This window comes from Paracoccaceae bacterium (genome assembly GCA_019454225.1).
Classification (GTDB): Bacteria; Pseudomonadota; Alphaproteobacteria; order Rhodobacterales; family Rhodobacteraceae.
Window position 1 is genome coordinate 1,508,810 of sequence record CP075370.1, and the last position, 25,177, is coordinate 1,533,986.

At 69.0% G+C, this 25,177-nt stretch carries 29 protein-coding genes; 18 read left to right on the forward strand and 11 right to left on the reverse strand.

What is annotated here, in order from left to right:
• Window positions 1-23: 23 nt before the first annotated feature.
• The 4 genes from KF887_07185 to KF887_07200 all read left to right on the forward strand — a co-directional run bounded on the left by KF887_07185 (window position 24) and on the right by KF887_07200 (window position 2,914).
• Window positions 24-836, forward strand: coding sequence for a pyrroline-5-carboxylate reductase (locus tag KF887_07185; GenBank protein ID QYK42879.1), 813 nt, complete (start codon window positions 24-26; stop codon window positions 834-836).
• Window positions 833-1,168: a tRNA-binding protein gene (locus tag KF887_07190; protein ID QYK42880.1), complete on the forward strand. Its 336-nt coding sequence runs from the start codon at window positions 833-835 to the stop codon at window positions 1,166-1,168. The genes KF887_07185 and KF887_07190 overlap by 4 nt, the downstream gene beginning before the upstream one ends.
• 11 nt (window positions 1,169-1,179) lie before the next feature.
• The gene (locus tag KF887_07195; GenBank protein QYK43474.1) at window positions 1,180-2,115 is read left to right on the forward strand and encodes a D-glycerate dehydrogenase; all 936 of its coding nucleotides are present in this window, start codon (window positions 1,180-1,182) and stop codon (window positions 2,113-2,115) included.
• A 124-nt stretch (window positions 2,116-2,239) separates the two neighbouring features.
• Window positions 2,240-2,914, forward strand: a complete 675-nt coding sequence (locus KF887_07200; protein ID QYK43475.1) for a sulfotransferase family 2 domain-containing protein — start codon at window positions 2,240-2,242, stop codon at window positions 2,912-2,914.
• Window positions 2,915-3,100: 186 nt separating this feature from the next.
• Here the strand turns inward: KF887_07200 and KF887_07205 are convergent, their stop codons facing one another.
• From KF887_07205 to KF887_07255, 11 genes are all read right to left on the reverse strand, one after another.
• Window positions 3,101-5,293: an enoyl-CoA hydratase/isomerase family protein gene (locus KF887_07205; GenBank protein QYK42881.1), complete on the reverse strand. Its 2,193-nt coding sequence runs from the start codon at window positions 5,291-5,293 to the stop codon at window positions 3,101-3,103.
• Window positions 5,286-5,741: a hypothetical protein gene (locus tag KF887_07210; protein ID QYK42882.1), complete on the reverse strand. Its 456-nt coding sequence runs from the start codon at window positions 5,739-5,741 to the stop codon at window positions 5,286-5,288. The genes KF887_07205 and KF887_07210 overlap by 8 nt, the downstream gene beginning before the upstream one ends.
• Entirely contained in the window at window positions 5,738-6,202 is a 465-nt protein-coding gene (locus KF887_07215; GenBank protein QYK42883.1) for a cupin domain-containing protein, read from the reverse strand. Before KF887_07215 ends, KF887_07210 begins: the two co-directional genes overlap by 4 nt.
• On the reverse strand, window positions 6,202-6,672 hold the full coding sequence (locus KF887_07220; GenBank protein ID QYK42884.1) for a cupin domain-containing protein: 471 nt from the start codon (window positions 6,670-6,672) through the stop codon (window positions 6,202-6,204). Before KF887_07220 ends, KF887_07215 begins: the two co-directional genes overlap by 1 nt.
• A gap of 34 nt (window positions 6,673-6,706) precedes the next feature.
• Window positions 6,707-7,105, reverse strand: coding sequence for a hypothetical protein (locus KF887_07225; GenBank protein ID QYK42885.1), 399 nt, complete (start codon window positions 7,103-7,105; stop codon window positions 6,707-6,709).
• 144 nt (window positions 7,106-7,249) lie between these two features.
• Window positions 7,250-8,461: an acetyl-CoA C-acetyltransferase gene (locus KF887_07230; GenBank protein QYK42886.1), complete on the reverse strand. Its 1,212-nt coding sequence runs from the start codon at window positions 8,459-8,461 to the stop codon at window positions 7,250-7,252.
• 10 nt (window positions 8,462-8,471) lie between these two features.
• A complete protein-coding gene (locus KF887_07235) occupies window positions 8,472-9,107 on the reverse strand; it encodes a glutathione S-transferase family protein (protein ID QYK42887.1) in 636 nt (211 codons plus the stop codon).
• Between the two features lie 272 nt (window positions 9,108-9,379).
• Window positions 9,380-9,592 carry a hypothetical protein gene (locus KF887_07240; GenBank protein QYK42888.1) on the reverse strand — a complete coding sequence of 71 codons (213 nt, stop codon included), beginning with the start codon at window positions 9,590-9,592 and terminating at the stop codon, window positions 9,380-9,382.
• Between the two features lie 67 nt (window positions 9,593-9,659).
• On the reverse strand, window positions 9,660-11,435 hold the full coding sequence (locus KF887_07245; GenBank protein QYK42889.1) for an acyl-CoA dehydrogenase C-terminal domain-containing protein: 1,776 nt from the start codon (window positions 11,433-11,435) through the stop codon (window positions 9,660-9,662).
• A gap of 74 nt (window positions 11,436-11,509) precedes the next feature.
• Window positions 11,510-11,902 carry a MerR family DNA-binding transcriptional regulator gene (locus tag KF887_07250; GenBank protein ID QYK42890.1) on the reverse strand — a complete coding sequence of 131 codons (393 nt, stop codon included), beginning with the start codon at window positions 11,900-11,902 and terminating at the stop codon, window positions 11,510-11,512.
• A gap of 167 nt (window positions 11,903-12,069) precedes the next feature.
• Window positions 12,070-12,444, reverse strand: coding sequence for a MerR family DNA-binding transcriptional regulator (locus KF887_07255; GenBank protein ID QYK42891.1), 375 nt, complete (start codon window positions 12,442-12,444; stop codon window positions 12,070-12,072).
• A gap of 108 nt (window positions 12,445-12,552) precedes the next feature.
• Here KF887_07255 and KF887_07260 point away from each other — a divergent pair, with 108 nt between their 5' ends.
• The 14 genes from KF887_07260 to KF887_07325 all read left to right on the forward strand — a co-directional run bounded on the left by KF887_07260 (window position 12,553) and on the right by KF887_07325 (window position 25,168).
• Window positions 12,553-12,978 carry a PaaI family thioesterase gene (locus KF887_07260; protein ID QYK42892.1) on the forward strand — a complete coding sequence of 142 codons (426 nt, stop codon included), beginning with the start codon at window positions 12,553-12,555 and terminating at the stop codon, window positions 12,976-12,978.
• Window positions 12,975-13,493, forward strand: coding sequence for a PaaI family thioesterase (locus KF887_07265; protein QYK42893.1), 519 nt, complete (start codon window positions 12,975-12,977; stop codon window positions 13,491-13,493). The genes KF887_07260 and KF887_07265 overlap by 4 nt, the downstream gene beginning before the upstream one ends.
• 11 nt (window positions 13,494-13,504) lie before the next feature.
• Entirely contained in the window at window positions 13,505-14,830 is a 1,326-nt protein-coding gene (locus KF887_07270; protein QYK43476.1) for an MATE family efflux transporter, read from the forward strand.
• A gap of 19 nt (window positions 14,831-14,849) precedes the next feature.
• On the forward strand, window positions 14,850-15,713 hold the full coding sequence (locus tag KF887_07275) for a branched-chain amino acid aminotransferase (GenBank protein ID QYK42894.1): 864 nt from the start codon (window positions 14,850-14,852) through the stop codon (window positions 15,711-15,713).
• Window positions 15,714-15,948: 235 nt separating this feature from the next.
• Window positions 15,949-16,404, forward strand: coding sequence for a universal stress protein (locus tag KF887_07280; GenBank protein QYK42895.1), 456 nt, complete (start codon window positions 15,949-15,951; stop codon window positions 16,402-16,404).
• A 120-nt stretch (window positions 16,405-16,524) separates the two neighbouring features.
• On the forward strand, window positions 16,525-17,493 hold the full coding sequence (locus tag KF887_07285) for a hypothetical protein (GenBank protein ID QYK43680.1): 969 nt from the start codon (window positions 16,525-16,527) through the stop codon (window positions 17,491-17,493).
• 111 nt (window positions 17,494-17,604) lie between these two features.
• A complete protein-coding gene (locus tag KF887_07290; protein ID QYK42896.1) occupies window positions 17,605-18,162 on the forward strand; it encodes a NifU family protein in 558 nt (185 codons plus the stop codon).
• A complete protein-coding gene (gene tsaB, locus KF887_07295) occupies window positions 18,152-18,847 on the forward strand; it encodes a tRNA (adenosine(37)-N6)-threonylcarbamoyltransferase complex dimerization subunit type 1 TsaB (protein QYK42897.1) in 696 nt (231 codons plus the stop codon). Before KF887_07290 ends, tsaB begins: the two co-directional genes overlap by 11 nt.
• 11 nt (window positions 18,848-18,858) lie before the next feature.
• Window positions 18,859-19,275: a GNAT family N-acetyltransferase gene (locus KF887_07300; protein QYK43477.1), complete on the forward strand. Its 417-nt coding sequence runs from the start codon at window positions 18,859-18,861 to the stop codon at window positions 19,273-19,275.
• A 136-nt stretch (window positions 19,276-19,411) separates the two neighbouring features.
• Entirely contained in the window at window positions 19,412-20,407 is a 996-nt protein-coding gene (locus KF887_07305) for a BMP family ABC transporter substrate-binding protein (protein QYK42898.1), read from the forward strand.
• A gap of 9 nt (window positions 20,408-20,416) precedes the next feature.
• Window positions 20,417-21,973 carry an ABC transporter ATP-binding protein gene (locus KF887_07310; protein QYK42899.1) on the forward strand — a complete coding sequence of 519 codons (1,557 nt, stop codon included), beginning with the start codon at window positions 20,417-20,419 and terminating at the stop codon, window positions 21,971-21,973.
• 160 nt (window positions 21,974-22,133) lie between these two features.
• Window positions 22,134-23,228, forward strand: coding sequence for an ABC transporter permease (locus KF887_07315; GenBank protein ID QYK42900.1), 1,095 nt, complete (start codon window positions 22,134-22,136; stop codon window positions 23,226-23,228).
• Entirely contained in the window at window positions 23,228-24,193 is a 966-nt protein-coding gene (locus tag KF887_07320; protein ID QYK42901.1) for an ABC transporter permease, read from the forward strand. Before KF887_07315 ends, KF887_07320 begins: the two co-directional genes overlap by 1 nt.
• A 177-nt stretch (window positions 24,194-24,370) precedes the next feature.
• Window positions 24,371-25,168 (forward strand): purine-nucleoside phosphorylase, encoded by a 798-nt coding sequence (locus KF887_07325; protein ID QYK42902.1) that lies wholly within the window; start codon window positions 24,371-24,373, stop codon window positions 25,166-25,168.
• Window positions 25,169-25,177 lie beyond the last annotated feature (9 nt).

The window sequence follows — 25,177 nt, forward strand, 5'->3', positions numbered from 1 at the left end:
ACCCCGCAACGAACGGGGGGCGCATGACGCTGGACACGGTGAGGGATCGGGGGCTCGTGCTGCTCGGCTGCGGCAAGATGGGGTCGGCGCTGCTGGCGGGCTGGCTGGCGGCGGGGTTGCCGCCGGAGGCCGTGCATGTGACCGAACCGAACCCGTCGGACTGGCTGCGCGGCACCGGGGTTGCGGTGAACGGCGCAATGCCCGGGGCGCCGGCTGTGCTGGTGGTGGCGGTCAAGCCGCAGATGATGGCCACGGCGCTGCCGGGCGTGGGCGGCCTTGGCGGGGGGGCGACCCTTGTGCTGTCGATCGCGGCGGGCACGCGCATCGCGGCCTTCGAGACAATGCTGGGCGCGGGCACGCCGGTGGTTCGCGCCATGCCCAACACGCCCGCCATGGTGGGGCGCGGCATCACCGCGATCTGCGGCAATGCCCGCGCGACGCCCGATCACATGGCAACCGCCCGCGCCCTTCTGTCAGCGGTGGGCGAGGTGGTGGACCTTGATGCCGAGGACCAGATCGACGCGGTGACGGCGCTGTCGGGGTCGGGGCCCGCCTATGTCTTCCACCTGATCGAGGCGATGGCGGCAGCGGGGGCGGCGCAGGGCCTGCCCGACGACGTGGCGATGCGACTGGCGCGTGCCACGGTCTGCGGCGCGGGTGAACTTGCCTTCCGGTCGGCTGAGACGGCGGCGCAGTTGCGCGTCAACGTGACCTCGCCGGGCGGCACCACGGCGGCGGCCCTGGCGGTGCTGATGGATGCGGACCAGGGCCTGCCGCCGCTGATGCGGCGCGCGGTGCAGGCGGCTGCGGACCGGGGCCGGGAACTGGGCGCATGACGATCACCTGGGACGATTTCGCCAAGGTCGACATCCGGGTGGGCACGATCACCCGCGCCGAGCCATTCCCCGAGGCGCGCAAGCCCGCCTTGAAACTCTGGGTCGATTTCGGCGAAGGGATCGGGGTAAGACGGTCCTCGGCCCGGATCACGCGGCACTACCGGCCAGAGCAGATCGTCGGTCGGCAGGTGCTGGCGGTGGTGAACTTTCCACCGCGCCAGATCGGCCCCGTGCTGTCGGAGGTGCTGGTCCTGGGGGTGCCCGATGCGGAGGGCGAGGTCGTGCTGATCGGCCCCGGCCATGCCGTCCCGAATGGAGGAAGACTGTTTTGAAGACACTGCTCGTGACCCGCCCGCTGCCCGCCGAGGTCGTCGACGCCGCGCGCCCCGCCTATGAGGTGACCGTGCGGGACAGCACGCTGCCGCTTTCGGCTGCGGAACTGCGCGCCGCGCTGCGCGATTTCGATGCCGTCCTGCCCACGCTGGGCGACCGGTTCCAGGCCGATGTGTTTGCCGACGTGGCTGCGCCGCGTGCCAGGATTCTGGCGAATTTCGGCGTTGGTTACAACCACATAGACGTTGCGGCCGCGCGTGCGGCCGGGGTTGCGGTGACCAATACGCCGGGGGCGGTGACCGATGCGACGGCCGATATCGCCATGCTGCTGATCCTGGCCACCGCGCGGCGGGCGGGCGAGGGTGAACGGATGCTGCGCGCGGGGAAATGGGAAGGCTGGCACCCGACGCAACTGCTGGGGCTGCATGTGTCGGGCAAGACGATCGGGATCATCGGGCTGGGCCGCATCGGCAAGGCGATCGCGCGGCGGGCGCATTTCGGGTTCGGAATGCAGGTGATCTTTGCCAACCGGTCCGCCGTGGCGGACCCGGGCCTGCCCGCCCGGCAGGTCAGCATGGCCGAGGCGATGGGTGCGGATGTGGTGGTGGTGGCGGTGCCCGCGAACCCGGCGACGCACCATCTGATCAATGCCGAGGCGCTGTCGCACATGGCGCCGCATGGCATCTTCGTCAACATCGCGCGGGGCGATGTGGTGGACGAGGCGGCGCTGGTCGCGGCGTTGCGGGAAGGGCGCATCGGGGGGGCAGGGCTGGATGTCTATGAGTTCGAGCCCAAGGTGCCGCCGGAACTGGTGGCGATGGAAAACGTCACCCTGCTGCCGCATCTGGGCACCGCGGCCCTGGAGGTTCGGGTCGGCATGGGGATGATGGCGGTGGCCAATCTGCTGGCCCATGCCGGCGACCGCGCCCTGCCGAACCCGGTATGAACGGCGGCGGGGCAGTGCGGGGGCCTGCGCCCCCCGCCTGCTGCGCCGGGCCGGGACCGTGGAATTTTGTCCGTGAAATGAGGTGGTTGCAGCCAAGGCCCCGGGGGCGTTCGGGGCGGCGGCGATGATCATCTCGCGGGGTCGGCGCTATGTGTTCGTGCATGTCCCCAAGACGGGGGGCACCGCCCTGGCGCTGGCGCTGGAGGCGCGCGCGATGGCGGATGACATCCTGATCGGGGATACGCCCAAGGCCCGGCAGCGGCGGGGCCGGGTGAAGGGGATGAAGGCGGCGGGGCGGCTGTGGAAGCATTCGACCCTTGCCGACATCGACGGACTGGTGACCACCGCGGAACTTGCGGAACTGTTCACCGTCACCATGGTCCGCAACCCCTGGGACCGGGCCGTGAGCTATTATCACTGGCTGCGCGGGCAGGGTTTCGCGCATCCCGCCGTCGGCCTTGCCAAGGCACTGGATTTCAAGGGATTTCTGGGGCATCCGCAGACCCGGGCGGCGTTCCGGCTGTGGCCCTATGGCGCCTACATGCGTGACGCGGCGGGGGTGGAGCGGGCGCGCTGCTTCATCCGGCTGGAACATTTCGCCAGCGACGCGGCGCCCTTCGAGACCCATCTGGGGTTCCGCCTGCCGCTGGTGCGCAGCAATGCGAGCGACCGGGCGGCGGACTGGCGACCCTATTACGACGATGCGTCGGCGGCGCTGCTGGCCGAGCTTTGCGCCGAGGACGTTGCGCGGTTCGGATATGGGTTCGATGACGCGGCGGGTGAGGGTTCGGCGGGTTAACCCCATGAAACGGCGGGATGTTGACCGTATGGCATCCGTCCCGTTGCCGTCTGTTTCGCGTATGGCATCCGTCCCGACAGGGCGCACGCTGCCCGCCGTCAACCCGCAACGCCCGGACGCAGGGAACCATGCTCCCCGGGGCGTGCGGCCCCGGGGTGCGGACAGGTCGTGCGGTGGTGCGGGGGGTCAGGCGGCCTTGGCCTGCCCGCCGAAGCGGCCATAGAAGGACTGGCCCTTGTCCGCCATCTCGCGCAGCAGCGCGGGGGTGGTGAAGCGGGCGCCGTGCCGGGCGGCAAGGTCGTCGCAGATCGCCACCGCGCGCGGCGCGCCGATGATGTCGAGCCAGGAGAACGGGCCGCCCGACCAGGGCGCGAAGCCCCAGCCGAGGATCGCGCCCACGTCGCCCTCGCGGATGTCGGTCAGGACGCCATCCTCAAGCGCGCGCACGGCCTCGAGAACCTGGGCCATCAGCAGCCGGTGCTGCACCTCGGTCAGCCCGGGCTGAACCGCGGAAAGCGGATAGGCGGAGTCCAGACCTTCCCACAGGCCGAGGCGTTCACCCTTGTCCGAATAGCTGTAGAAACCTGCGTTCGCCTTGCGCCCCAGCCGCCCCTTGTCGGCCATCGCGAAGAGCACCGCATCGACCGCGCCATCGGGATAGGCATCGCCCATGGCGGCCTTTGTCGCCTTGGCGATCTTGACCCCGAGGTCGATCGAGGTCTCGTCGACCAGTTGCAGCGGGCCCAGCGGCATGCCCACCAGTTTTGCGGCGTTTTCCACCAGCACGGGCTCGACCCCCTCGGCCACCATGCGGATGCCTTCGTTGATGTAGGGGATGATGCAGCGGTTGGCGTAGAAGAAGCGCGCGTCGTTGACGACGATCGGCGTCTTGCGGATCTGGCGCACGTAGTCGAGCGCCTTGGCCACGGCGCGGTCGCCGGTGGCCTTGCCCCGGATGATCTCGACCAGCATCATCTTGTCCACGGGGCTGAAGAAGTGGATCCCGATGAACTGTTCGGGCCGCTGCGACGCCCTTGCCAGGTCCGAGATCGGCAGGGTCGAGGTGTTGGTGGCGAAGATCGCATCCCGGGGCAGAACCGCCTCGGCCCGCGCCGTGACATCGGCCTTGACCTTCATGTCCTCGAACACCGCCTCGACCAGCAGGTCGCAGCCGGCAAGCGCGGCATAGTCGGTGGTGGCAGTGATGCGGCCCAGCACCTCGGCCTTCTGCTCGGCCGTCACCTTGCGCCGCTGGATGCCCTTGTCGAGGATCCCTTCGGAATAGGACTTGCCGCGATCGGCGGCCTCCTGGCTGGCGTCGATCAGCACCACCTCGATGCCCGCATTGGCGCTGACATAGGCGATGCCCGCGCCCATCATGCCCGCGCCGAGGATGCCGACCTTCGTGACCTTCTGGTCGGGAACGGCGGGGCGGTTCGCGCCTTTTTCGAGCGCCTCCTTGTTGATGAAGAGCGAGCGGATCATCGCGCCCGAGGAGGGGTTCATCAGGACGTTGGTGAACCACCGCGCCTCGATCTTCAGCGCGGTGTCGAAGGGGACGAGCGCGCCCTCGTAGACGGCGGACAGCAGCGCCTTCGCGGCGGGATAGACGCCCATCGTCTTGCCATGGACCATTGCGCCCGCGCCCACGAAGGTCATGAAGCCGGCGGGGTGATAGGGAGTGCCGCCGGGCATCTTGTAGCCCTTGGCATCCCAGGGCTTGACCAGATCGGCATCCTTGGCCGACAGCACCCATTCCCGTGCCCGGGCGAGGAGCTGGTCGGGGGCCACGACCTCGTCGATCAGCCCTGCGGACCTGGCGGATTTCGGGTCGCTGAGCTTGCCCTCCAGCAGGAAGGGCGCGGCCGCCATGGCGCCCAGCTTGCGCACGAGGCGGGTGGTGCCGCCCGCGCCGGGGAAGATGCCGACCATGATCTCGGGCAGCCCGATCTTGGCCTTCGGGTTGTCGGCGGCGATGATGCGGTGGCAGGACAGCGGCACTTCCAGGCCGATCCCCAGGGCGGTGCCGGGCAGGGCCGCGACGATGGGCTTGCCCCCCTTCAGCGTCTTGGGGTCCATGCCCGCGCGTTCGATCTTGCGCAGGATGCCGTGCATCATCATCACGCCGTCGAAGATGCCCTGCGCGCCGCCCTCTTGCTTCATCCGGGCGATCACGTTCAGGTCCATCCCCCCCGCGAAATCCTTCTTGCCCGAGGTGATGATGACGCCCTTGACGGCAGGATCGGCCAGGGCCGCGTCAATATGGCCGTCCAGTTCGGCAAAGCCGGCCAGCGACATCACGTTCATGGATTTCTGGGCGACATCCCAGGTGATGGTGGCGACGCCCTCGGCATCGACGGCATAGTGGAAATCAGGCATCGGGGCTTCCTTTCGGATCGGGTGTCGGGGAAAGCGCGGGCACCACGATGGGCCAGCGGGAGTTCGCGAGAGCGTTGCTGATCGAGGCGCCGCGCCAGCGGCCATCCTCGAACCGCAGGGTGATCTGCGACCGGAACGGAGGGAGCACGCGATGCCCGCCCGCCATCATGTGGGTGATGTAGCGGCCGTTCAGCAGGATATCGTCGAGGAAGTCGGCGCCTTCGACAAGGCGCATGTAGTCGGTGATCTTCTGGATGCGCAGGGTTTCGGCGAAGGTGTCGAACCCCAGGCGCAGGTCCTGTTCGTCGGTGACGGTCAGGTTTGCCGTGTGGGTGACCAGGTGGAACGGCAGGGTGACGCGCGCGCGGTAGGCGGGCCAGTCCTGGCGCAGGACGGCGGCGCCGACCTCGTCCAGGTAGTGCTGGAGGATTTGCGGTGCGGTCGTCATGTCGGGATCTCGCGCGGGGTGCCGTCGGCGTGCAGGTAGCGCCGCGCGGTGCCGTCCTTTTCGGTGATCAGGTCGCGGTCCGCGTAGTGGATGCGGTCCCGCGGGTTGCGGGTGCCGATCACCAGGTAGCGCGCCGGGCGGTCGGACCGGTTGTCGAGCCGGTGGCCCTGGGGCCGGCCCGCGGGCCAGGCCGCGGCATCGCCGGGGCGCAGCGTGGTCTCGGTATCCTCGACCAGAACCACCTCGCCTTCCAGGATCAGAACCATCTCGTCCTCGGTCTCGTGCCAGTGGCGGTGGCCCGAACGGCTGCCGGGGGGCAGTTCCTCGATGAAGGCGCCGAACTGGGTCAGCCCGCCGGGATCGGACAGCAGCAGATAGCGGTAGGGGCCGCAGCCGCCGCCCAGCACGGGATGCTGCGGATCGGGCTCGTCAACCCAGGCGGGAAGCTGCACGCGCGGCATCAGCGCGGACCCTGCCAGGGCGTGCCGTCGCGGTAGGTGAAGGTGGCGCGGCCGCCGCCGATCTCGACCCGCAGGTCGATGTCGCTGTAGGTGGCCACCTCTTGCGGGGCCCTGGTGCCGATGACCAGGAAACGCGCCACCCGGTCGCTGCGGTTCTGGAACTGATGCCCGTCGGGCGTGTTGGCGGGAAAGGCCGCGCAGTCGCCCGGGCGCATCACCGTCTCGCCCGCGTCCTCGACCAGGATGCATTCCCCCTCGGTCACCATGACGAATTCGTCCTCGTGCAGGTGCCAGTGCCGCAGCGACGACAGCGCGCCGGGTTCGAGCGTGACGAGGTTCACGCCGAACTGCGTCAGCCCCCCGGCATCGCCCAGGCGCAGCGAGGACCGGCCGCGCATCATGGTCGCGTAGGGTTCGGGATAGATCGAGCCGGTCCTGACCGGCACCGCCGTCAGATCGAGCCTGGGCATCGGGCACCTCCCCCTGCCGGGAGCGCCCCGGCGGTCAGGCGGCGGCCGGCATCGGCAGGTCCAGCCGCGTGAACTCCAGCATTTCGGTACGGTCGTCGGCACCATCGACGCGGCGGTAGCAGACCGTCTGCGCCACCAGTTCCGGCGCGCGGCCCGGGGCCTCGCCATACCAGTCGGTCCAGAGCCGCGCGCGGCCCCGGATCGGCAGGCCCTCGGCGGTGACGCGCCCGGTCATCCGCGTCATCCCCTGCAGTTCGAGCCCGCCGCGAAGCGCGCGGAAGAAGGCGCGGACGGTCTGCGGCGTGGCGATCATCGGTGGTTCGCCCGGCAGGTAGACGGTCAGCGGATCCGCATATTCCGCGACCAGAAGATCGTAGTGCCCGGCCGTCAGGCATTCCGCCCGATAGTCCGCCTTCGATTGCCCGCACGGCATCGCCCGCTCCGTCGACATGGGTCAGCAAGGCTGTCATATAGGGATGCTGCGGCGCAGAAAGAAGTCCGGATCGGACGCAATCCGCGCCAAATGCGACGGCAGCGCGCCGACGGACCAAATGACGCAGCGTCACCCCGTGCATCGTCAGACCCGCTCGATGATCGTGGCCGCGCCCATGCCGCTGGCGATGCAGAGCGTGGCAAGGCCCACGCCCTTGCCGGTGCGTTCCAGTTCGTCCAGCAGCGTGCCGATGATGATGGCGCCGGTGGCCCCCAGCGGGTGCCCCATGGCGATCGACCCGCCGTTCACGTTCACCAGGGCCGGATCGACATCGAAGGCCTGCTGGAAGCGCAGCACGACCGAGGCGAAGGCCTCGTTCACCTCGAACAGGTCGATGTCGGAAACCGCCATGCCGCTGTCGCGCAGGATCTTCTCGGTGGCGGGGACCGGGCCGGTCAGCATGATCGTGGGATCGGTGCCGATCTTGGCCGTGGCGCGGATACGGGCGCGGGGGGTCAACCCGTGCCGGATGCCGAACTCGCGGTTGCCGATCAGCACGGCGGCGGCGCCATCGACGATGCCGCTGGAGTTGCCGGCGTGGTGGATGTGCTCGATCCGCTCCAGATGCGGATACTTCATCATCGCCACCTTGTCGAAGCCGGGCATGGTTTCGCCCATGTCCTTGAAGGCGGGCTTCAGGGCGCCGAGGCTTTGCATGTCGGTCTGCGGGCGCATGTATTCGTCGCGGTCGAGGATGGTCAGCCCGTTCTGGTCGCGCACCTCGATCACCGATTTCGCGAACCGGCCCTCGGCCCAGGCCTGCGCGGCGCGGCGCTGGCTTTCCACCGCCAGCGCGTCGGCCTGGTCGCGGGTGAAGCCGAATTCGGTGGCGATGATGTCGGCCGAGATGCCCTGCGGCACGAAATAGGTGCGCATGGCCAGGCCGGGGTCGGCGGCGATGGCCGCGCCGTCCGAACCCATGGCCACGCGGCCCATCATCTCGACCCCGCCCGCGATGTAGCCGTCGCCCGCGCCGCCGCGCACCTGGTTGGCGGCCAGGTTCACCGCCTCCATTCCGCTGGCGCAGAAGCGGTTGATGGCAAGGCCCGGGATGCGCTCGTCAAGATCCGAGGCCAGGACCGCGGTGCGTGCGAGGCAGCCGCCCTGTTCGCCGACCTGGGTGACATTGCCCCAGATCACATCCTCGACCGCGTGGCCGGACAGGTTGTTGCGCGACTTGACCGCGTTCAGCACCTTGGCCGAGAGCGCGACCGAGGTGACCTCGTGCAGGCTGCCGTCGGGGCGGCCCTTGCCGCGGGGGGTGCGGACGGCGTCGTAGATATAGGCGTCGGTCATGGCGTTCTCCTCAGGCCCGGTCGGACGGGTTGCCGGGCATCAGTTCATAGGGATGTTTCCAGCCGGGCAGGGCGGCGATGCGATCCAGCCAGCGGTCGATGTGGGGCCAGTCGGCCCGGTCGAAGCCGAAGGGTTCGGGGTAGTAGAGGTAGCCGCAGCAGGACAGGTCGGCGATGGTCACCTCGGCCGCGGCAACCCAGGGCCGCGCCGCCAGATGGTCGTTCAGGACGCCGTAGGCCGCCTTGAGCCGCCCCTGCAGGAAGGGGATCGCGCCCGGGGGGCGCCTGTCTTCGGGCAGGAAGTTCTCGAGGAACCGGCGCGGGCCGACCATCCCCGAGAGGCGATGGTTGTCCCAGAACATCCAGCGCAGCACCTCGCGCCGCTCGGCCGCCGACTTGCCGCCGAGCCGCCCGTTCCTGGAACTGATGTAGTCGAGGATCACCCCCGATTGCGTCAGGACATTGGCGCCATCGACCAGCACCGGAACCTCGCCCATCGGGTTGAGCGCGCGAAACCCGGGCGTGCGGGTCTCGCCGTTGAAGAAGTCGACGAAGACCGCCTCCCATTCCAGATCGGCCATGGTGAGCGCCAGCGCGCATTTGTAGGCGTTTCCGCTTTCGCCGAAACAGTGGAGCTTCATGGTCATCGTGGTGCCCGGCCTTTCCGTCGGCAGCGGGGGTTTCACACCCCCGCACCCCCGTGGGGTATTTTCACAAAGAAGAGGAACGAAGTGTTAACCTTCGCCTCGCATGCTGGCGCTGCGGTACAGGCAGGGGTGCCGATGACCGCCGAAGGAGAGGACGTCCCGGTCCGCGAGAACGACAGCGTCATTCGGCCACGGCCGCCGGATCGGGACTGACCTTCCGGTTCTCTTCTTCGCAAAAATACCCATGCGACGCCACCTCCCTGCGGCCCGGTTCAGTCCTTGCGTGCGTCCAGCTCGGCATTGAACAGGCGCAGCCGGTGGACGAGGTTGTCACGGTCGGTGACACTGTCGAAATGCTCGAACAGGAAGGAGAGCGCCTCGCCCTCGTCGAGCCCCGCCTCGGCGGCGAAGCGGCGCAGGCGGCGGTAGCCGTCTTCGGTCATCGCGACCGGGAAGCGGCGGGTCAGCCGGAAGCGCTTGGGCATGGGATCCTCCCTCGGGGGCGGGCGCAGGGGTGGCCCTGCTGCCGGGCCCCCGCGCGATACCGCCAGCCTAGAACGCCGCCGCGTCGAGCGCCATCACCGGTTCCGCCCCGCTTTCGATCCGCGCCAGGTGCATGCCGCAGGCGGGAAGCTGGCGGGTCATGTAGTAGCGGCCCGTGGCGATCTTGGCCTCGAGGAACGCACGGTCGGGGGCGCCGCCGTCCAGGGCGTCATGGGCGGCGCGGGCGATCCGCGTCCACATCAGGCCGAGGCAGACATGGCCCATCATGTGCATGAAGTCATAGCTGCCCGCGAGCGCCGCGTTGGGGTTCTTCATGCCGTTCTGCATGAAGAACATGCCCGCCTGCTGGAGCTGCTTCGAGGCCGCCTTGAGCGGTTCGGCGAACGGCTTCATGCGGTCGTCGCCGTCATGCGCCTTCACCTCGGCCTTCACCATCTCGAAGAAGGCCATGACATGCCTGCCGCCGTCCTGCGCGAGCTTGCGGCCCACGAGGTCGAGCGCCTGGATGCCGTTGGCGCCTTCGTAGATCATCGCGATCCGGGCGTCGCGGGCGAACTGGGACATCCCCCATTCCTCGATATAGCCGTGACCGCCGTAGACCTGCTGGGCCGCCACCGCCATCTCGAAGCCCTTGTCGGTCTGGAAGCCCTTGATCACCGGGATCATCAGGCTGACGAGGCCCTCGGCCGCGGCGTCGCCGGTCCGGGTGTAGCGGTCGATCATCGTCGCGGCCCAGAAGGTGAGGGCGCGGGCGCCTTCGACGAAGCTTTTCTGCTCCATCAGGTTGCGGCGGATGTCGGGGTGGACGATCAGCGGGTCGGCGGGGCCGGAGGGGTTTTCGGCGCCGGTCACGGCGCGGCCCTGCAGGCGGTCCCGCGCATAGGCCAGCGCGTTCTGATAGGCGGCCTCGGCCTGGGCATAGCCCTGCAGGCCGACGCCCAGCCGCGCCTCGTTCATCATGGTGAACATGGCGCGCATGCCCTTGTGCAGGTCGCCCAGCAGCCAGCCCGTCGCGCCGTCGTAGTTCATCACGCAGGTGGCGTTGCCGTGGATCCCCATCTTCTCTTCGATCTTGCCGCAGGAAAGGGCGTTGCGGGCGCCGAGACTGCCGTCACCGTTCACGAGGAACTTGGGCACGATGAAGAGCGAGATGCCCTTGGTGCCCTCGCCGCCGCCGGGGGCCTTGGCAAGGACGAGGTGGATGATGTTCTCGGCCAGGTCATGCTCGCCCGCCGAGATGAAGATCTTCTGGCCGGTGATCCTGTAGCTGCCGTCCGGCTGCGGTTCGGCCCTGGTGCGCATCAGCCCGAGGTCGGTGCCACAATGGGGTTCGGTCAGGTTCATGGTGCCGGTCCAGTCGCAGGACACCATCCTGGGCAGATAGGTGGCCTTCTGGTCCGCCGTGCCATGGGTGTGGATCGCCGAATAGGCGCCGTGGGTCAGGCCCTGGTACATGTTGAAGGCCATGTTGGCCGACACGAACATCTCGCCCACCGCGGTGCCCATCAGGTAGGGCAGGCCCTGCCCGCCATAGTCGGGGTCGCAGTCGAGTGCGGTCCAGCCGCCCTCCTTCATCGCCGCGAATGCCTTGTCGAAGCCCGCGGGCGTGCGGACCACGCCGTTCTCCAGATGGCAGCCCTCGCGGTCGCCCACCGCGTTCAGCGGTGCCAGCACCTCGGACGCCACCTTGCCCGCCTCCTCGAGCACCGCCGAGGTGAAGCCCTGGTCGAGGTCCTCATAGCCCGGAATGCCGGATTCGGTGACCTTGAGCACGTCGTGCAGCAGGAACTGCATGTCCTTCACGGGGGCGGCATAGGATGGCATCGGTCTCTCTCCCTGGTCGATAGGTGGCCCGTGGCGGGCGGTTCGTGGCGGGCGCTGCGGCCCGCGATCCTGGTCTATTCGGCAGCCTCGCGGCGGAAGGCGGCCAGCATCTCGGCCCCCTTGGCGATCTGTTCGGTCAGTTCGGCGATTGCCTCGTCCAGTTCGACACGTTGTGCCTGCATCTCGGCCAGGCGGGCCTGGGCAAGATCGTAGGTGCGGGCAAGCTGCGCCTCGCCGCCGTCGCGGTCGTAGATGTCCAGCAGCTGGCGGATGTCTTCCAGCGAGAAGCCGAAACGCTTGCCGCGCAGGATCAGCTTCAACCGGCCACGGTCGCGGCGCGAATACAGGCGGCGCGAGCCGTCGCGCTGCGGGAACAGCAGTTCCTTCTGTTCGTAGAAGCGCAGCGTGCGCGGGGTCACCGCGAAGGCGTCGCACATCTGGCGGATCGTCATCATGTCGGTCGTCATCGTCTCTCTCGCACCGAAACCCCGTCAGGGGCGGCAAACGGCTTTCCGCCTGCCTTCCGTAGGGGCAGATGTGCGTTTCGACCCGACCTTACCAGAGGGATTGACGCGAGCGTAAACGGAACGTCACGTCAGATTTCCGTGTGACGCGGGGTTCAGGGCGGCGAGGGTCAGCCGCCCTCAAGCTCGCGCCGGGCGGTTTCGCGCAGGGCGCGCAGATCGGCGATGGCGGTTTCCAGATCGGCCTTCTGCCGGTCAAGCTCGGCAAGCTGCCGGTCGGCCAGGTCGATCCAGGCCTGAAGCTGCGGCTTCTCGCCCTTCTTGCCGTAGATCAGCAGCCACTGGCGGATTTCCTCAAGGCTGAACCCGAACCGCCGGCCGCGCAGGATCAGCGTCATGCGCGCCACCTCGCGCGGGCCGTAATACCTTGCACGGCCGTCCTTTTCCGGCGCGAGAAGCTCGATATACTCGTAATAGCGCAGGGTGCGCGGGGTCACGTCGAACCTTGCGCACATCTCCTTGAAGCTCAGGCGTGTGTCGGTCATCGGCGGCCCTCCCGCAGGCAGGCTAGTGCGGGCGGGGCGCGCTGGCAACGGAGGGGTTGCGGGCGGCGGCGGATTGGGGATCATGGCCGCCTGACGGAGGCAGGCCCCATGTCCGACATCGACCGCATCGCGCGCCAGTTCATCGAGGCGATTCCCCATTCCCGCGCGCTTGGCATGCATGTGGACCGGATCGAGGCCGGGGTGGCGGTGATCTCGATGCCCTATGACACGCGCTTCGTGGGCGATCCGGCAACCGGGGTGATCCATGGCGGCGCGGTGTCGGCGCTGATGGACACGGCCAGCGGGGCGGCGGTGATGTGCCACCCCTCGGCACCGGCGGGGACCGCCACGCTGGACCTGCGCATCGACTACATGCGCCCCGCCACGCCCGGCCAGCGGATCACGGCGCGGGCCGAATGCTATCATGTCACGCGGTCGGTGGCGTTCGTGCGGGTGACGGCGACCGACGAGGATGCGGCCCGCCCGGTGGCGGGGGCCACCGGCGCCTTTACCGTCGAACGGGGCCGGGCATGAAACGGCCGCGGCCCGAACCCGTGCAGGTGATCAAGCAGCGGCGCGACGCAGCGCTGCGCGCCCTGGTGGGCGGGGTGCCCTACATCCAGTATCTGGGGATCGAGTTCGACCGGCGCGGGGACGAGCTGACCGCCGTGCTGCCCTATCGTGACGAACTGATCGGCAACCCGCTGATTCCGGCCCTGCATGGCGGGGTGACGGCGGCCTTCCTGGAGGTGGCCGCGATCATCGAACTGTCGTGGTCGATCCTGTGGGAGGAGATGGAGCAGGGGCGGCTGGACCCATCGGCAATGGATGCCGCGCATCTGCCGAGATTGCCCAAGACCATTGATTTCACGGTGGATTACCTGCGGTCCGGGCTGCCGCGCGATGCCTATGCGCGGGCCCGCGTCAACCGGTCGGGACGGCGCTATGCCTCGGTGCATGTCGAGGCGTGGCAGGACAACCGGGCGCGGCTGTTCGCGCAGGGGACGGGGCATTTCGTGATGCCGGCGCGGGCCGGGCAGGTGGAATGACCGCAGCCGCGATGACCGGCGGAACGGGCGAGATCACCCATGCGCGGGTGATGAGGATCGCACTGCCCATCGTGCTGTCGAATGCCACGGTGCCGCTGCTGGGGGCCGTGGATACCGGCGTCGTCGGCCAGCTGGGGCAGGCCGCACCGATCGGCGCGGTCGGCGTGGGGGCCATCGTCCTGGCGTCGTTCTACTGGATCTTCGGCTTCCTGCGCATGGGAACCAGCGGCCTGGCGGCGCAGGCGCATGGCGCGGGGGACATGCCGGAACGGTCGGCGACGCTGTACCGGGCGCTGATGATCGGGGCGGCGGCGGGGGTGGCGTTCATCCTGCTGCAGGGGCCGATCATGTGGGCAGCGTTCCGTGTGGCCCCCGCCAGCGACGAGGTCGAGGGCCTGGCCCGGCAGTATCTGGCGATCCGCATCTGGGGCGCGCCGGCGACCATCGCGCTTTATGCGGTGACCGGCTGGCTGATCGCGCTGGAACGGACGCGGGCGGTGTTCGTGCTGCAGGTGTGGCAGAACGGGGTGAACATCGGGCTGGACCTGTGGTTCGTGCTGGGGCTGGGCTGGGGCGTTCCGGGGGTGGCCGTGGCCACGCTGATTGCCGAATGGTCGGGGCTTTGTCTGGGTCTGTGGTTCTGTCGGGATGCGTTTTCCGGCGTGTTTTCAAGCGCCTGGGCGCGGGTGTTCGACCGGGCGCGGCTGCGTCGCATGGCCGGGGTGAACACCGACATCATGATCCGGTCGGTCCTGCTGCAGGGATCGTTCACGGCGTTCATCTTTCTGGGCGCGGGGCTGGGCGATGTGACGCTGGCCGCGAACCAGGTGCTGCTGCAGTTCATCGAGGTGGCGGCCTATGCCCTGGACGGGTTCGCCTTTGCCGCCGAGGCACTGGTCGGTCAGGCGGTGGGCGCGCGTTCGGTGGCCATGGTGCGGCGGGGTGCCTGGCTGACCTCGCTGTGGGCCCTGGCGGGCACGGCGTTGATGTGTCTGGCCTTTCTGGCCTTTGGCCCGGCGATCATCGACCTGATGGCGACCGCGCCCGAGGTGCGGGCCGAGGCACGGGTCTATCTGCCCTGGCTGATCGCGGCGCCACTGGTCGGGCTGGCAAGCTGGATGCTGGACGGAATCTTCATCGGCGCCACCCTGACGCGCGAGATGCGGCGGGCCATGCTGTGGTCGGTCGCGGTATATGCACTGGCGCTGATGTGGCTCTTGCCTGCGTTCGGCAATCATGGCCTTTGGGCGGGGCTGATGGTCCTGAACACGCTGCGGGCGGTGACCATGGGGGTGATGTGGCCTGCCGTGATCCGGGCCGCAGAGCGCGGAAACTGAGGAAAAGGCGAGGGATATCATGGCATTCGGAAAGACCATCCGCACCTTCTGGCAGGGCGCCTGGCATGACGGCGATGTGCCCGTGATGCGGGCGGCGGACCATGGTTCCTGGCAGGGGTCGAGCGTGTTCGACGGGGCGCGGGCCTTCGAGGGGGTGACGCCCGACCTGGACCGGCACTGCGCGCGGGTGAACCGGTCGGCCGAGGCGCTGATGATCACCCCGACGATGCAGCCCGACGAGATGATCGGGATCATCCGCGAGGGGCTGAAGGGGTTTCCGGCCGGTGCGGCGGTCTATGTGCGGCCGATGTACTGGGCGATCGACGGCACCGAACTGGGGGTCGAGCCGAAGCGCGGCGTGACCGGGTTCTGCATCTGTCTGGAGGACGTGGCGATGCCGCCCGAGGGGGCCAGCACCACGCTGTGCCGCACCAGGTTCCGCCGGCCGGTGCTGGAGGATGCGGTGTGCAACGCCAAGGCCGGATGCCTGTATCCGAACAATGCGCGGATGCTTGTGGAAGCGAAATCAAGGGGTTTCGGCAATGCCCTGGTGGCCGATGCGATGGGCAACGTGGCCGAGACGGCGACCGCCAACATCTTCATGGTCAAGGACGGCGTGGCGATGACGCCGATCCTGAACGGCACCTTCCTGGCCGGGATCACCCGGGCCCGGCACATCGCCAACCTGCGGGCAGCCGGCGTCGAGGTGGTCGAGACGGTGCTGAGCTTCGACGATTTCCGGGCGGCGGACGAGGTGTTCACCACGGGCAACCTGTCGAAGATCATGCCGGTGACGGCCTTCGAGGATGTCGCCTACCAGGTCGGGCCGGTCACGCGGAAGGCGCGCGCGCTGTACTGGGAATGGGCGCATTCGGGGGGGTGATGCGGGTTCCGGATTGTGGCGGACGCTGTGTTAACCGTCTGATCTGGTGGTGAAATACCGGGGGCGTCCGGTCTGGCAAGCGTCTGGCGTGCGTATGGCTCGCGTCTGGTGCCGGCGGTGGCAGCCGGATCGGCGGACGGCGGTTAACCAGGGGCGCCCGAATCGGGCCGCCGGACATCCGCTGGACAGCGGCGCGCGCGGCGGCCATGATCGGCGGGCCAAAAGGGGGTCGGCGATGCGCAAGTTCCTTGTGGTGCTGGACGACAGTCGCGAGTGCCTGAACGCGATGCGCTATGCGGCATTGCGGGCGGCGCATACCGGGGGCGGCGTGGTGATCCTGTCGGTGATCCCGCCCGAGGAGTTCCAGCACTGGATGGGCGTTGCCGACCTGATGCGGGCCGAGGCGCGCGAGCGGATCGAGGCGCATTTCGAGGTGTTCGCCAAGTGGATGCGCGACCGGCAGGGGGTGAACCCGATGCTGGTGATCCGCGAGGGCGACCCGGTGGCCGAGATCCTGGCGCAGGTGCGGGCCGATCCCGAGATCGGGGTGCTGGTGCTGGGCGCCGCGACCGAGAAATCGGGGCCAGGCCCGCTGGTGACGGCGATGTCGCGCAACTCCGGCAACCTGCCGATCCCGCTGACGGTGGTGCCGGGCGACATGTCGAAGGAACGGCTTGAGGCGATCACCTGAGCGAGTCGCGCGATTGGTTCCGGAATGGAACCGGCATGTTTCCGGCGAAATCATGGCAAGATTGAGGCTTTGTGCCTAGCCTGCCGCCCGGTGGGGGTCTGCGTACCGGGAGACGGGGCGATGACCAGAGGCTGGGGTGGAACGGGCGGACGTTCGTTCTTTGGAAATGATCGTGGCCATGACAGGGGCCGCGATGACGATTGCGACGATGATCGCGGGCATGGCGGTGGGCACAGCCATGGCGGCGGCCAGGGCCACGGGCATGGCCACGGGCATGGCGGCGGGGGCGGCCAGAGCCATGGCGGCGGCCACGGGCATTGGCCCTGGGGCGGCCACGGGCCGGGGCGCGGCGACGATGCCTGCGACGACCGTGACGACGACGACGATGACGGTGGCGAGACCTGCGAGGCCGGTTCGGGCTTTCCCGACCTGCCGGCCGATGCCTACGGGATCACCTTCCACATCGACCTGAACGGTGACGGCGAGATCGACGAATACCTGTTCGTCGAACCGCCCTATGGCAGCGATCCGGCCGAGTTCGACTTCCAGGACTATTACGACACGGTGGTTGCCGACCTGAAGGATAACTATCCGACGCGGGACCCGAAGGAGATCGTGATCAAGGCCACGATCTACAGCCAGGCCGAGGGTGAATCCTACTACTACTTCACCGGCGACGAGGGCGAGACCTGCGAGGACGATGACGACAAGGACGACCACCCCAAGGACGACGACTGCGACGACAGGGGCGGTGGCAAGGGCCATGGCTGGTGGGGCCGCAAGGACGACGACGACGACAAGGGTGGCGGCAAGGGCCACTGGTGGAGCCGCAAGGACGACGACCGGGACGACGAGGACGACAGGGGCCATGGCCGGTGGGGCCGCAAGGACGACGACCGGGACGACGAGGACGACGACCGGGACGACGACCGGGACGGGGGCCCGCATCTGCGGCTGATGCTGTCGCGCGGCAGCCATGACGATGCCCGCTTCTTCTGCGACTTCGCCCAGGCGTTCGGCCAGATCGGAAACGAGAACGCCCCGGTCGAGGAAGAGCCCGAGGAAGAGCCCGAAGAGGTCGACTGCTGACCCCGACTTCGGCCCGTCCCTGCCGGGGCGGGCCGAACGTTAGAACGGTTCCAAAACTTGACATGGCCGGTGCGGGGGCGCATATCCGAGTGAACAAGTCGGAGACCTGCCATGTTCATCCAGACCGAATCCACCCCGAACCCGGCGACGCTGAAATTCCTGCCCGGCCAGACGGTGCTGGAGATGGGCACGGCGGATTTTCCGTCGGAAGCGGCATCGGCCACCAGCCCGCTGGCGCGGCGCATCTTTGCGGCGGGGCAGGTGACGGGCGTGTTCCTGGGCACCGATTTCGTGACCGTGACCAAGGCCGAGGGTGCCGACTGGGCGCATGTGAAGCCGGGCATCCTGGGCGCGATCATGGAGCATTTCCAGTCGGGCGCCCCGGCCATCGAGGGCGAGGCCGAGGCGGCGCATGCGGTGCATGATGGGCCCGATGGTGACATCGTCCGCCAGATCAAGGAACTGCTGGATACCCGGGTGCGCCCTGCCGTGGCGCAGGACGGCGGCGACATCACCTTTCACGGCTTCGACCGGGGCGTGGTCTATCTGCACATGAAGGGGGCCTGCGCGGGCTGCCCGTCGTCGACCCTGACGCTGAAGATGGGGATCGAGAACCTGCTGCGCCACTACATCCCGGAAGTGACCGAGGTTCGGCCGGTTGCCGCCTGACCGCCTCGTCCTGGGTTTCGACACATCGGCGGCGCATTGCGCCGCCGCTTTGCTGTCGGGCGACCGGCTGGTGGCGCTGGCCGACGAGCCGATGGCGACCGGGCAGGCCGAACGGCTGATGCCGATGCTGGAGGAGATGCTGGCCGAGGCCGGGATCGGCTGGCGCGACCTGTCGCGGATCGGGGTGGGGACGGGGCCCGGCAACTTCAGCGGCGTGAGGATTTCGGTGGCGGCGGCGCGCGGGCTGGCGCTGGGGCTGGGAATTCCGGCGCTGGGCGTGACGCGGCTGGAGGCGCTGGCCTGCGGGCTGGGCGCGGTGACCGTGGTCGAGGACGCGCGGCGTGGCGAGGCCTATGTGCAGGCGTTCGGGCATGATGCCGGCGGGGCGGCCCCGCCGCCGCGTCCCCCCGCCACAGGGGCGGAGGGTGGCGCCCGGTCGGGGCAGGTGCGGCCGGAGGGGCCGGCGCGGTTGATGCGGGTGGGCGATGTCGGGGCGGCGCGCGTGACGGGGTCGGGGGCGGCGATGGTGCCGGGGGCCGAGGTGCTGGCGCCCGCGATGCCGCTGGCCGAGGCGGTGGCGCGCATCGCGGCGGGCCGGACCCCCGGGGCGCGGCCCGCGCCGTTCTACCTGCGGGCGGCCGATGCGGCCCCGCCCGCGGACCCGCCGCCGGTGATCCTGCCGTGACCCCGGGGGCGATGGCGGCGCTGCATGCGCGGGCCTTCGCGGTGCCGCGCCCCTGGTCTGCCGAGGAGATCGGCGGGGTTCTGGCGGGGGCGGGCGCCTTTCTGATCCTCGATGACGGCGCGCCGCCCGCGGGGTTCCTGATCGGGCGGGTGCTGGCGGGCGAGGCGGAACTGCTGACCCTGGCCGTCGAGCCTGCGGCACAGGGGCGCGGCATCGGCGGCAGGCTGGTGGCGCGGTTCGTGGAACGGGCCGCGGCGCTGGGTGCGGTGCGTGCGTTCCTGGAGGTGGCGGCCGACAATGCGGCGGCGCGGGCGGCCTATGTGCGGGCCGGTTTCGCGCAGGCGGGACGGCGGCGCGGCTATTACGCCATGCCCGGACGGGCGGCGGTGGATGCGCTGGTGATGGCCCGCGACCTGCCCGGAATCTGACCAAGGGATCAAAACTGGCCCGGAGATCACGCAGATTGCCATTGACGGAATCCGCCGAACACGCCCTAAATTGCCGACGATCCGCCCCCGGCGCCAGCCGAGGGGCAGGCCAATGACAAACAACCGGGAGACATCCATGACCCTGATGAAGCACCTTGCCGGCGCCACTGCCGCGCTGGCACTGATGGCAGGCGCCGCAGCCGCCGAGCCCGCGATCATCTTCGACCTTGGCGGCAAGTTCGACAAGTCGTTCAACGAGGCGGCCTTCAACGGGGCGCAGCGCTGGGCGCAGGAAACCGGCGGCACGTTCAAGGAACTGGAGATGCAGTCCGAGGCGCAGCGGGAACAGGCGCTGCGGCGGCTGGCCGAGGCCGGGGCGAACCCGGTGGTGATGACGGGCTTCGCCTTCGGCGACGTGCTGAACACCGTGGCCCCCGATTTCCCCGACACCAAGTTCGCGATCATCGACATGGTGGTCGAGCAGCCCAACGTGAAGTCGGTGGTCTTTACCGAGCATGAGGGCAGCTATCTGGTCGGCATGATGGCCGCGATGGCGTCGAAGACCGGCACGGTGGGCTTTGTCGGCGGCATGGACATTCCGCTGATCCGCCGTTTCGGCTGCGGCTATGCGCAGGGCGTGAAGGCCGTGAACCCGGACGCCACGGTGATCCTGAACATGACCGGCACCACCCCCGCCGCGTGGAACGACCCCGTGAAGGGCGGCGAGATCACCCGCAGCCAGAAGTCGCAGGGCGCCGACGTGGTCTATGCGGCCGCTGGCGGCACCGGCGTGGGCGTGCTGCAGACCGCCGCGGACGAGGGCATCCTGTCGATCGGCGTGGACAGCAACCAGAACCACCTGCATCCGGGCAAGGTGCTGACCTCGATGCTGAAGCGCGTGGACAACGCCGTCTACAACGCCTTCATGGAAGGCACCGAGATGACCACGGGCTTCAACGTGCTGAACCTGGCCTCCGAGGGCGTGGGCTATGCGCTGGACGAGCACAATGCCGGGCTGGTCAGCGACGAGATGAAGGCGGCGGTGGACGCGGCTGCGGCCAAGATCATCTCGGGCGAACTGGCGGTGCATGACTACATGAGCGACAACACCTGCCCGGCCGCGTCGTTCTGAATGGACGCGATGGTGCATGATGAGGCGGGGCGGCCGGGTTCGGCCGCCCCCTTTGCCATCGAACTGAAAGGCATTTCCAAGTCCTTCGGGCCGGTGCAGGCGAACAAGGACATCTCGATCCAGGTCCGGCGCGGCACCATTCACGGCATCATCGGCGAGAACGGCGCGGGCAAGTCGACGCTGATGAGCATCCTCTACGGGTTCTACCGGGCCGACAGCGGCGAGATCCTGATCGGCGGCAAGGTCACGGCCATTCCCGACAGCCAGAGCGCCATCCGCGCGGGCATCGGCATGGTGTTCCAGCATTTCAAGCTGGTGCAGAATTTCACCGTGCTGGAGAACATCATCCTGGGTGCCGAGGAGGGCGGCATCCTGGCGCCGTCGCTGGCCAAGGCGCGCCGCGTGCTGGCCGACCTGGCGCGCGAGTATGAACTGGACGTGGACCCGGACGCGCGGATCGAGGATCTGTCGGTCGGCCACCAGCAGCGCGTCGAGATCCTGAAGGCGCTGTACCGGCAGGCGGACATCCTGATCCTGGACGAGCCGACCGGGGTGCTGACCCCGGCCGAGGCGGACCATCTGTTCCGCATCCTGAACGGGCTGAAGGACCAGGGAAAGACGATCATCCTGATCACCCACAAGCTGCGCGAGATCATGGGGATCACCGACGCCGTGAGCGTGATGCGGCGCGGGCAGATGGTGGCGACGGTGGAGACCGCCGCGACCAGCTCCGAGGAGCTGGCGGAACTGATGGTCGGGCGCAAGGTGCTGCTGCGGGTGGACAAGATGCCCGCGACCCCGGGCCGAACCGTGCTGGAGGTCGAGGGCCTGCGGGTGCGCGACATGCAGGGGGTCGAGCGGCTGAAGGGCGTGTCGCTGCAGGTGCGGGCGGGCGAGATCCTGGGCATCGCCGGGGTGGCGGGCAACGGGCAGACCGAGTTGCTGGAGGTGCTGGGCGGGATCGCGCAGGGCACCGGAAGCGTGAAGCTGAACGGGCAGGCGCTGGATCTGACGGGCAAGGCCTCGGACGGGCAGAGCCGCCGCGCGCAGGGCATCGCACATGTGCCCGAGGACCGGCAGGTGCTGGGCCTGATCATGGATTTTGCCGCATGGGAGAACGTGGGCTTCGGCTATCACCACGCGCCGGAATACCAGAAATCGGCCCTGTTCATGGACAATGCCGCGCTGTTCGCGGATTGCGAGCGCAAGATGGAACGGTTCGACGTGCGCCCCCCGATCCCGGCGCTGGCCGCCAAGAGCTTCAGCGGCGGCAACCAGCAGAAGATCGTCGTGGCCCGCGAGATCGAGCGCAACCCCGACCTGCTGCTGGTGGGGCAGCCGACGCGGGGCGTGGACATCGGCGCCATCGAGTTCATCCACAAGCAGATCGTGGCGCTGCGCGACGCGGGCAAGGCGATCCTGCTGGTCAGCGTGGAGTTGGACGAGATCATGAGCCTGTCGGACCGGATCGCGGTGATGTTCGACGGCCGCATCATGGGCTTCCGCGAACCCGCCGCGACCAACGAGCGCGAACTGGGGCTGCTCATGGCGGGGGTGGGGGAATGAACCGGGCGCATCGGCCTGCCGGACAGCCCCCCCTTCCCCTCCCTCCCTCGCAAGGGGGGAGGGAGACGCCCGCGCGATCGGCGCTGCGCCTTCCCTCCGCCTTGTGCGGAGGGGATGGGGGTGGGGGGCGACGCCCGGCAGGCTTCGGGGGGGGGCGCTGATGGACCGCATGCCGAAATGGGCCGACGTGCTGCTGGTGCCCGCCATCTCGCTCGTCCTGGCCTTTGCCATCTCCTCCGTCGTCATCCTGCTGATCGGGGAAAACCCCTGGGCCGCGATGAAGCTGATGGTGACGGGCGCGCTGGGCTCGACCTATGGCTGGGGCTACACGCTGTATTACGCCACGAACTTCATGTTCACCGGCCTTGCGGTGTCGGTGGCCTTCCATGCCGGGCTGTTCAACATCGGGGGCGAGGGGCAGGCGACCCTGGGCGGCCTGGGCGTGGCGCTGGTCTGCCTGTTCCTGCCCTGGCCGCACTGGAGCCTTGCGCTGGCCGCGGCGGTGCTGGCGGCGGCGATGTTCGGCGCGCTCTGGGCCGCGGTGCCGGCCTGGCTGCAGGCGAAACGCGGCAGCCACATCGTGATCACCACCATCATGTTCAACTTCATCGCCGCGGCGCTGCTGAACTATGTCCTGGTGAACCTCCTGCGCCCCGTGGGCAGCATGGACCCGGCCTCGGCCCGGTTCGCGCCCGAGATGCGGCTGCCCCGCCTGGGCGAGATCGTCAACGGGCTGGGCCTGCCCTTTGCCAAGGGCACGCCCGCCAACGTCACCTTCCTGATCGCGGTGGCGGCCTGTTTCGCGGTCTGGCTGCTGATCTGGCGCACCCGGCTCGGCTATCAGATCCGCGCCTTCGGCAAGTCGGAGAAGGCGGCGGTCTATGCCGGCATCAGCCCGGTGCGGATCACCATGTATGCGATGCTGATCTCGGGCGGGCTGGCGGGGCTGATGGCGACCAACCAGGTGATGGGCGAGGCGCAGCGGCTTCTGCTGAACAGCGTCGAGGGGGCGGGCTTCATCGGCATCGCGGTGGCGCTGATGGGGCGGTCGCATCCCTTCGGGGTGTTCCTGGCCGCGATCCTGTTCGGGTTCCTGTACCAGGGCGGGGCGGAACTGGCGCTGTGGACCAAGATTCCGCGCGAACTGATCACGGTGATCCAGGCGCTGGTGATCCTGTTCACCGGCGCCCTGGACAACATGGTGCGCCGCCCGGTCGAGAGCCTGTTCCTGATCGCCCGCAAGGGGGCGCGGTGATGGATTTCGCGACGCTGATACAGATACTCGACTCGACCGTGCGGCTGGCCACGCCGCTGCTGTTCGCCTGCCTCGCGGGGCTGTTCTCGGAGCGCGCGGGCGTGTTCGACATCGGGCTCGAGGGCAAGATGCTGATCGCAGCCTTCGCCTCGGGTGCGGTGGCGGCGGTGACGGGGTCGGTCTGGCTGGGCCTCTGCGCGGGGATGCTGGGATCGCTGATGCTGGCCGCGGTGCACGGGCTGGCGTCGATTACCTTCCGCGGCAACCAGCTTATTTCGGGCGTGGCGATCAACTTCCTGGCCAGCGGGATCACCGTGCTCCTGGCGCAGAGCTGGTTCGGCCAGGGCGGCCGCACGCCGCCGCTGGCGGGCGCGGCGCGGTTCCAGCCGGTGAACCTGCCCTTTGCCGGCCAGGTGGCGGATGTGCCGGTGATCGGACCGGTCTACGCCGAACTGATCTCGGGCCACACGATCCTCGTCTATGTGGCGGCCGCCTGCGTGCCGCTGACCTGGTGGCTGCTGTTCCGCACGCGCTTCGGGCTGCGGCTGCGGGCGGTGGGCGAGAACCCGGCGGCGGTCGATACCGCGGGCGTCAGCGTGATCGGCATCCGCTTTGCCGCGGTGGCGATCTGCGGCCTGCTCTGCGGCCTTGCGGGTGCCTACCTGGCCACGGGCCTCGCGGCGGGCTTCGGCAAGGAAATGACGGCCGGGCGCGGCTTCATCGCGCTGGCGGCGCTGATCTTTGCCAAGTGGCGGCCCTGGCACGCGCTGGGCGCCTGCCTGCTGTTCGGACTCCTGGAGGCAGTGGGCAACCGCTACCAGAACATCGACCTCGGTTTCGCGGTGCTGCCGGTCCAGTTCATGCAGGCGCTGCCCTACATCCTGACGGTGGTGATCCTCGCGGGCTTTGTGGGCAAGGCGATTCCGCCGCGCGCGGGCGGCGAACCCTATGTGAAGGAAAGGTAGGGGGCGCTGCCCCCTCGGGCCCGTGCCGGGCCCTTCCCCCGGGGTATTTCGGCGAAGAAGAGCGACAATTCGACTTAAATTGTTCTCTTCTTTGAAAAAATACCCTCGGGGGGGTGAGCCCCGCAGGGGCGAGGGGGGCGGAAGGCCCCCCTGCGACGGACGAACGGGGGCGGGACGATGACGGCAGAGGCATTGGCGGATCTGATCCGGGCGCGCGCGGGCGATGCGCCTCCGCGGCTTGGCCTGGTGCTGGGGTCCGGGCTGGGGCATCTGGCGGGGGCGGTGTCGGGCCGGGCGATCCCCTATGCGGACCTGGCGGGCTTTCCGCATGCGGGTGTCAGCGGGCACAACCCGCATCTGGTGATCGGCGATCTGGAAGGGGTGCGGGTCGCGGTGTTCGGGGGCCGCGCGCATTACTACGAGCGGGGCAATCCGGCCGAGATGCGCCTGCCGCTCGCGGTGCTCAAGGCGTTGGGCGCCGAGGGCGTGATCCTGACCAATGCGGCCGGATCGCTGCGCCCCGACATCCGCACCGGTGACCTGATGCTGCTGTCCGACCACATCAATTTCTCGGGCCTGAACCCGCTGATCGGCGAGCCGTCGGATGCGCGCTTCGTGCCGATGGGGGATGCCCACGATCCCGGCTATCGCGCGGCCCTGCGGGCGGCCGCGGCGGCCGAGGGGGTGGCGCTGCCCGAGGGGGTCTATGCCTGGTATTCCGGGCCTTCCTTCGAGACGCCGGCCGAGATCCGGGCGATCCGTGCGCTGGGCGCGGATGCGGTGGGGATGTCGACGGTTCCCGAAGTGATCCTGGCGCGGTTCCTGGGCCTGCGGGCGGCGGCGGTATCGACCATCACCAACATGGCGGCGGGGCTGTCGGACGAGAAGATCAGCCATGAGCACACCAAGGCCATGGCGCCGCTGGGTGCGGCCAAGCTGGAACGTGTCCTGCGCGCCATGCTGCGCGCGATGTGATCGCCGCGC

Coding starts and splice junctions, on each gene's coding strand:
- KF887_07185 (QYK42879.1), top strand. CDS start 24: ATGACGCTGGACACGGTGAGGGATCGGGGGCTCGTGCTGCTCGGCTGC.
- KF887_07190 (QYK42880.1), top strand. CDS start 833: ATGACGATCACCTGGGACGATTTCGCCAAGGTCGACATCCGGGTGGGC.
- KF887_07200 (QYK43475.1), top strand. CDS start 2,240: ATGATCATCTCGCGGGGTCGGCGCTATGTGTTCGTGCATGTCCCCAAG.
- KF887_07205 (QYK42881.1), bottom strand. CDS start 5,293: ATGCCTGATTTCCACTATGCCGTCGATGCCGAGGGCGTCGCCACCATC.
- KF887_07210 (QYK42882.1), bottom strand. CDS start 5,741: ATGACGACCGCACCGCAAATCCTCCAGCACTACCTGGACGAGGTCGGC.
- KF887_07215 (QYK42883.1), bottom strand. CDS start 6,202: ATGCCGCGCGTGCAGCTTCCCGCCTGGGTTGACGAGCCCGATCCGCAG.
- KF887_07220 (QYK42884.1), bottom strand. CDS start 6,672: ATGCCCAGGCTCGATCTGACGGCGGTGCCGGTCAGGACCGGCTCGATC.
- KF887_07225 (QYK42885.1), bottom strand. CDS start 7,105: ATGCCGTGCGGGCAATCGAAGGCGGACTATCGGGCGGAATGCCTGACG.
- KF887_07230 (QYK42886.1), bottom strand. CDS start 8,461: ATGACCGACGCCTATATCTACGACGCCGTCCGCACCCCCCGCGGCAAG.
- KF887_07235 (QYK42887.1), bottom strand. CDS start 9,107: ATGACCATGAAGCTCCACTGTTTCGGCGAAAGCGGAAACGCCTACAAA.
- KF887_07240 (QYK42888.1), bottom strand. CDS start 9,592: ATGCCCAAGCGCTTCCGGCTGACCCGCCGCTTCCCGGTCGCGATGACC.
- KF887_07245 (QYK42889.1), bottom strand. CDS start 11,435: ATGCCATCCTATGCCGCCCCCGTGAAGGACATGCAGTTCCTGCTGCAC.
- KF887_07250 (QYK42890.1), bottom strand. CDS start 11,902: ATGACGACCGACATGATGACGATCCGCCAGATGTGCGACGCCTTCGCG.
- KF887_07255 (QYK42891.1), bottom strand. CDS start 12,444: ATGACCGACACACGCCTGAGCTTCAAGGAGATGTGCGCAAGGTTCGAC.
- KF887_07260 (QYK42892.1), top strand. CDS start 12,553: ATGTCCGACATCGACCGCATCGCGCGCCAGTTCATCGAGGCGATTCCC.
- KF887_07265 (QYK42893.1), top strand. CDS start 12,975: ATGAAACGGCCGCGGCCCGAACCCGTGCAGGTGATCAAGCAGCGGCGC.
- KF887_07270 (QYK43476.1), top strand. CDS start 13,505: ATGACCGGCGGAACGGGCGAGATCACCCATGCGCGGGTGATGAGGATC.
- KF887_07275 (QYK42894.1), top strand. CDS start 14,850: ATGGCATTCGGAAAGACCATCCGCACCTTCTGGCAGGGCGCCTGGCAT.
- KF887_07280 (QYK42895.1), top strand. CDS start 15,949: ATGCGCAAGTTCCTTGTGGTGCTGGACGACAGTCGCGAGTGCCTGAAC.
- KF887_07285 (QYK43680.1), top strand. CDS start 16,525: ATGACCAGAGGCTGGGGTGGAACGGGCGGACGTTCGTTCTTTGGAAAT.
- KF887_07290 (QYK42896.1), top strand. CDS start 17,605: ATGTTCATCCAGACCGAATCCACCCCGAACCCGGCGACGCTGAAATTC.
- KF887_07300 (QYK43477.1), top strand. CDS start 18,859: ATGGCGGCGCTGCATGCGCGGGCCTTCGCGGTGCCGCGCCCCTGGTCT.
- KF887_07305 (QYK42898.1), top strand. CDS start 19,412: ATGACCCTGATGAAGCACCTTGCCGGCGCCACTGCCGCGCTGGCACTG.
- KF887_07310 (QYK42899.1), top strand. CDS start 20,417: ATGGTGCATGATGAGGCGGGGCGGCCGGGTTCGGCCGCCCCCTTTGCC.
- KF887_07315 (QYK42900.1), top strand. CDS start 22,134: ATGGACCGCATGCCGAAATGGGCCGACGTGCTGCTGGTGCCCGCCATC.
- KF887_07320 (QYK42901.1), top strand. CDS start 23,228: ATGGATTTCGCGACGCTGATACAGATACTCGACTCGACCGTGCGGCTG.
- KF887_07325 (QYK42902.1), top strand. CDS start 24,371: ATGACGGCAGAGGCATTGGCGGATCTGATCCGGGCGCGCGCGGGCGAT.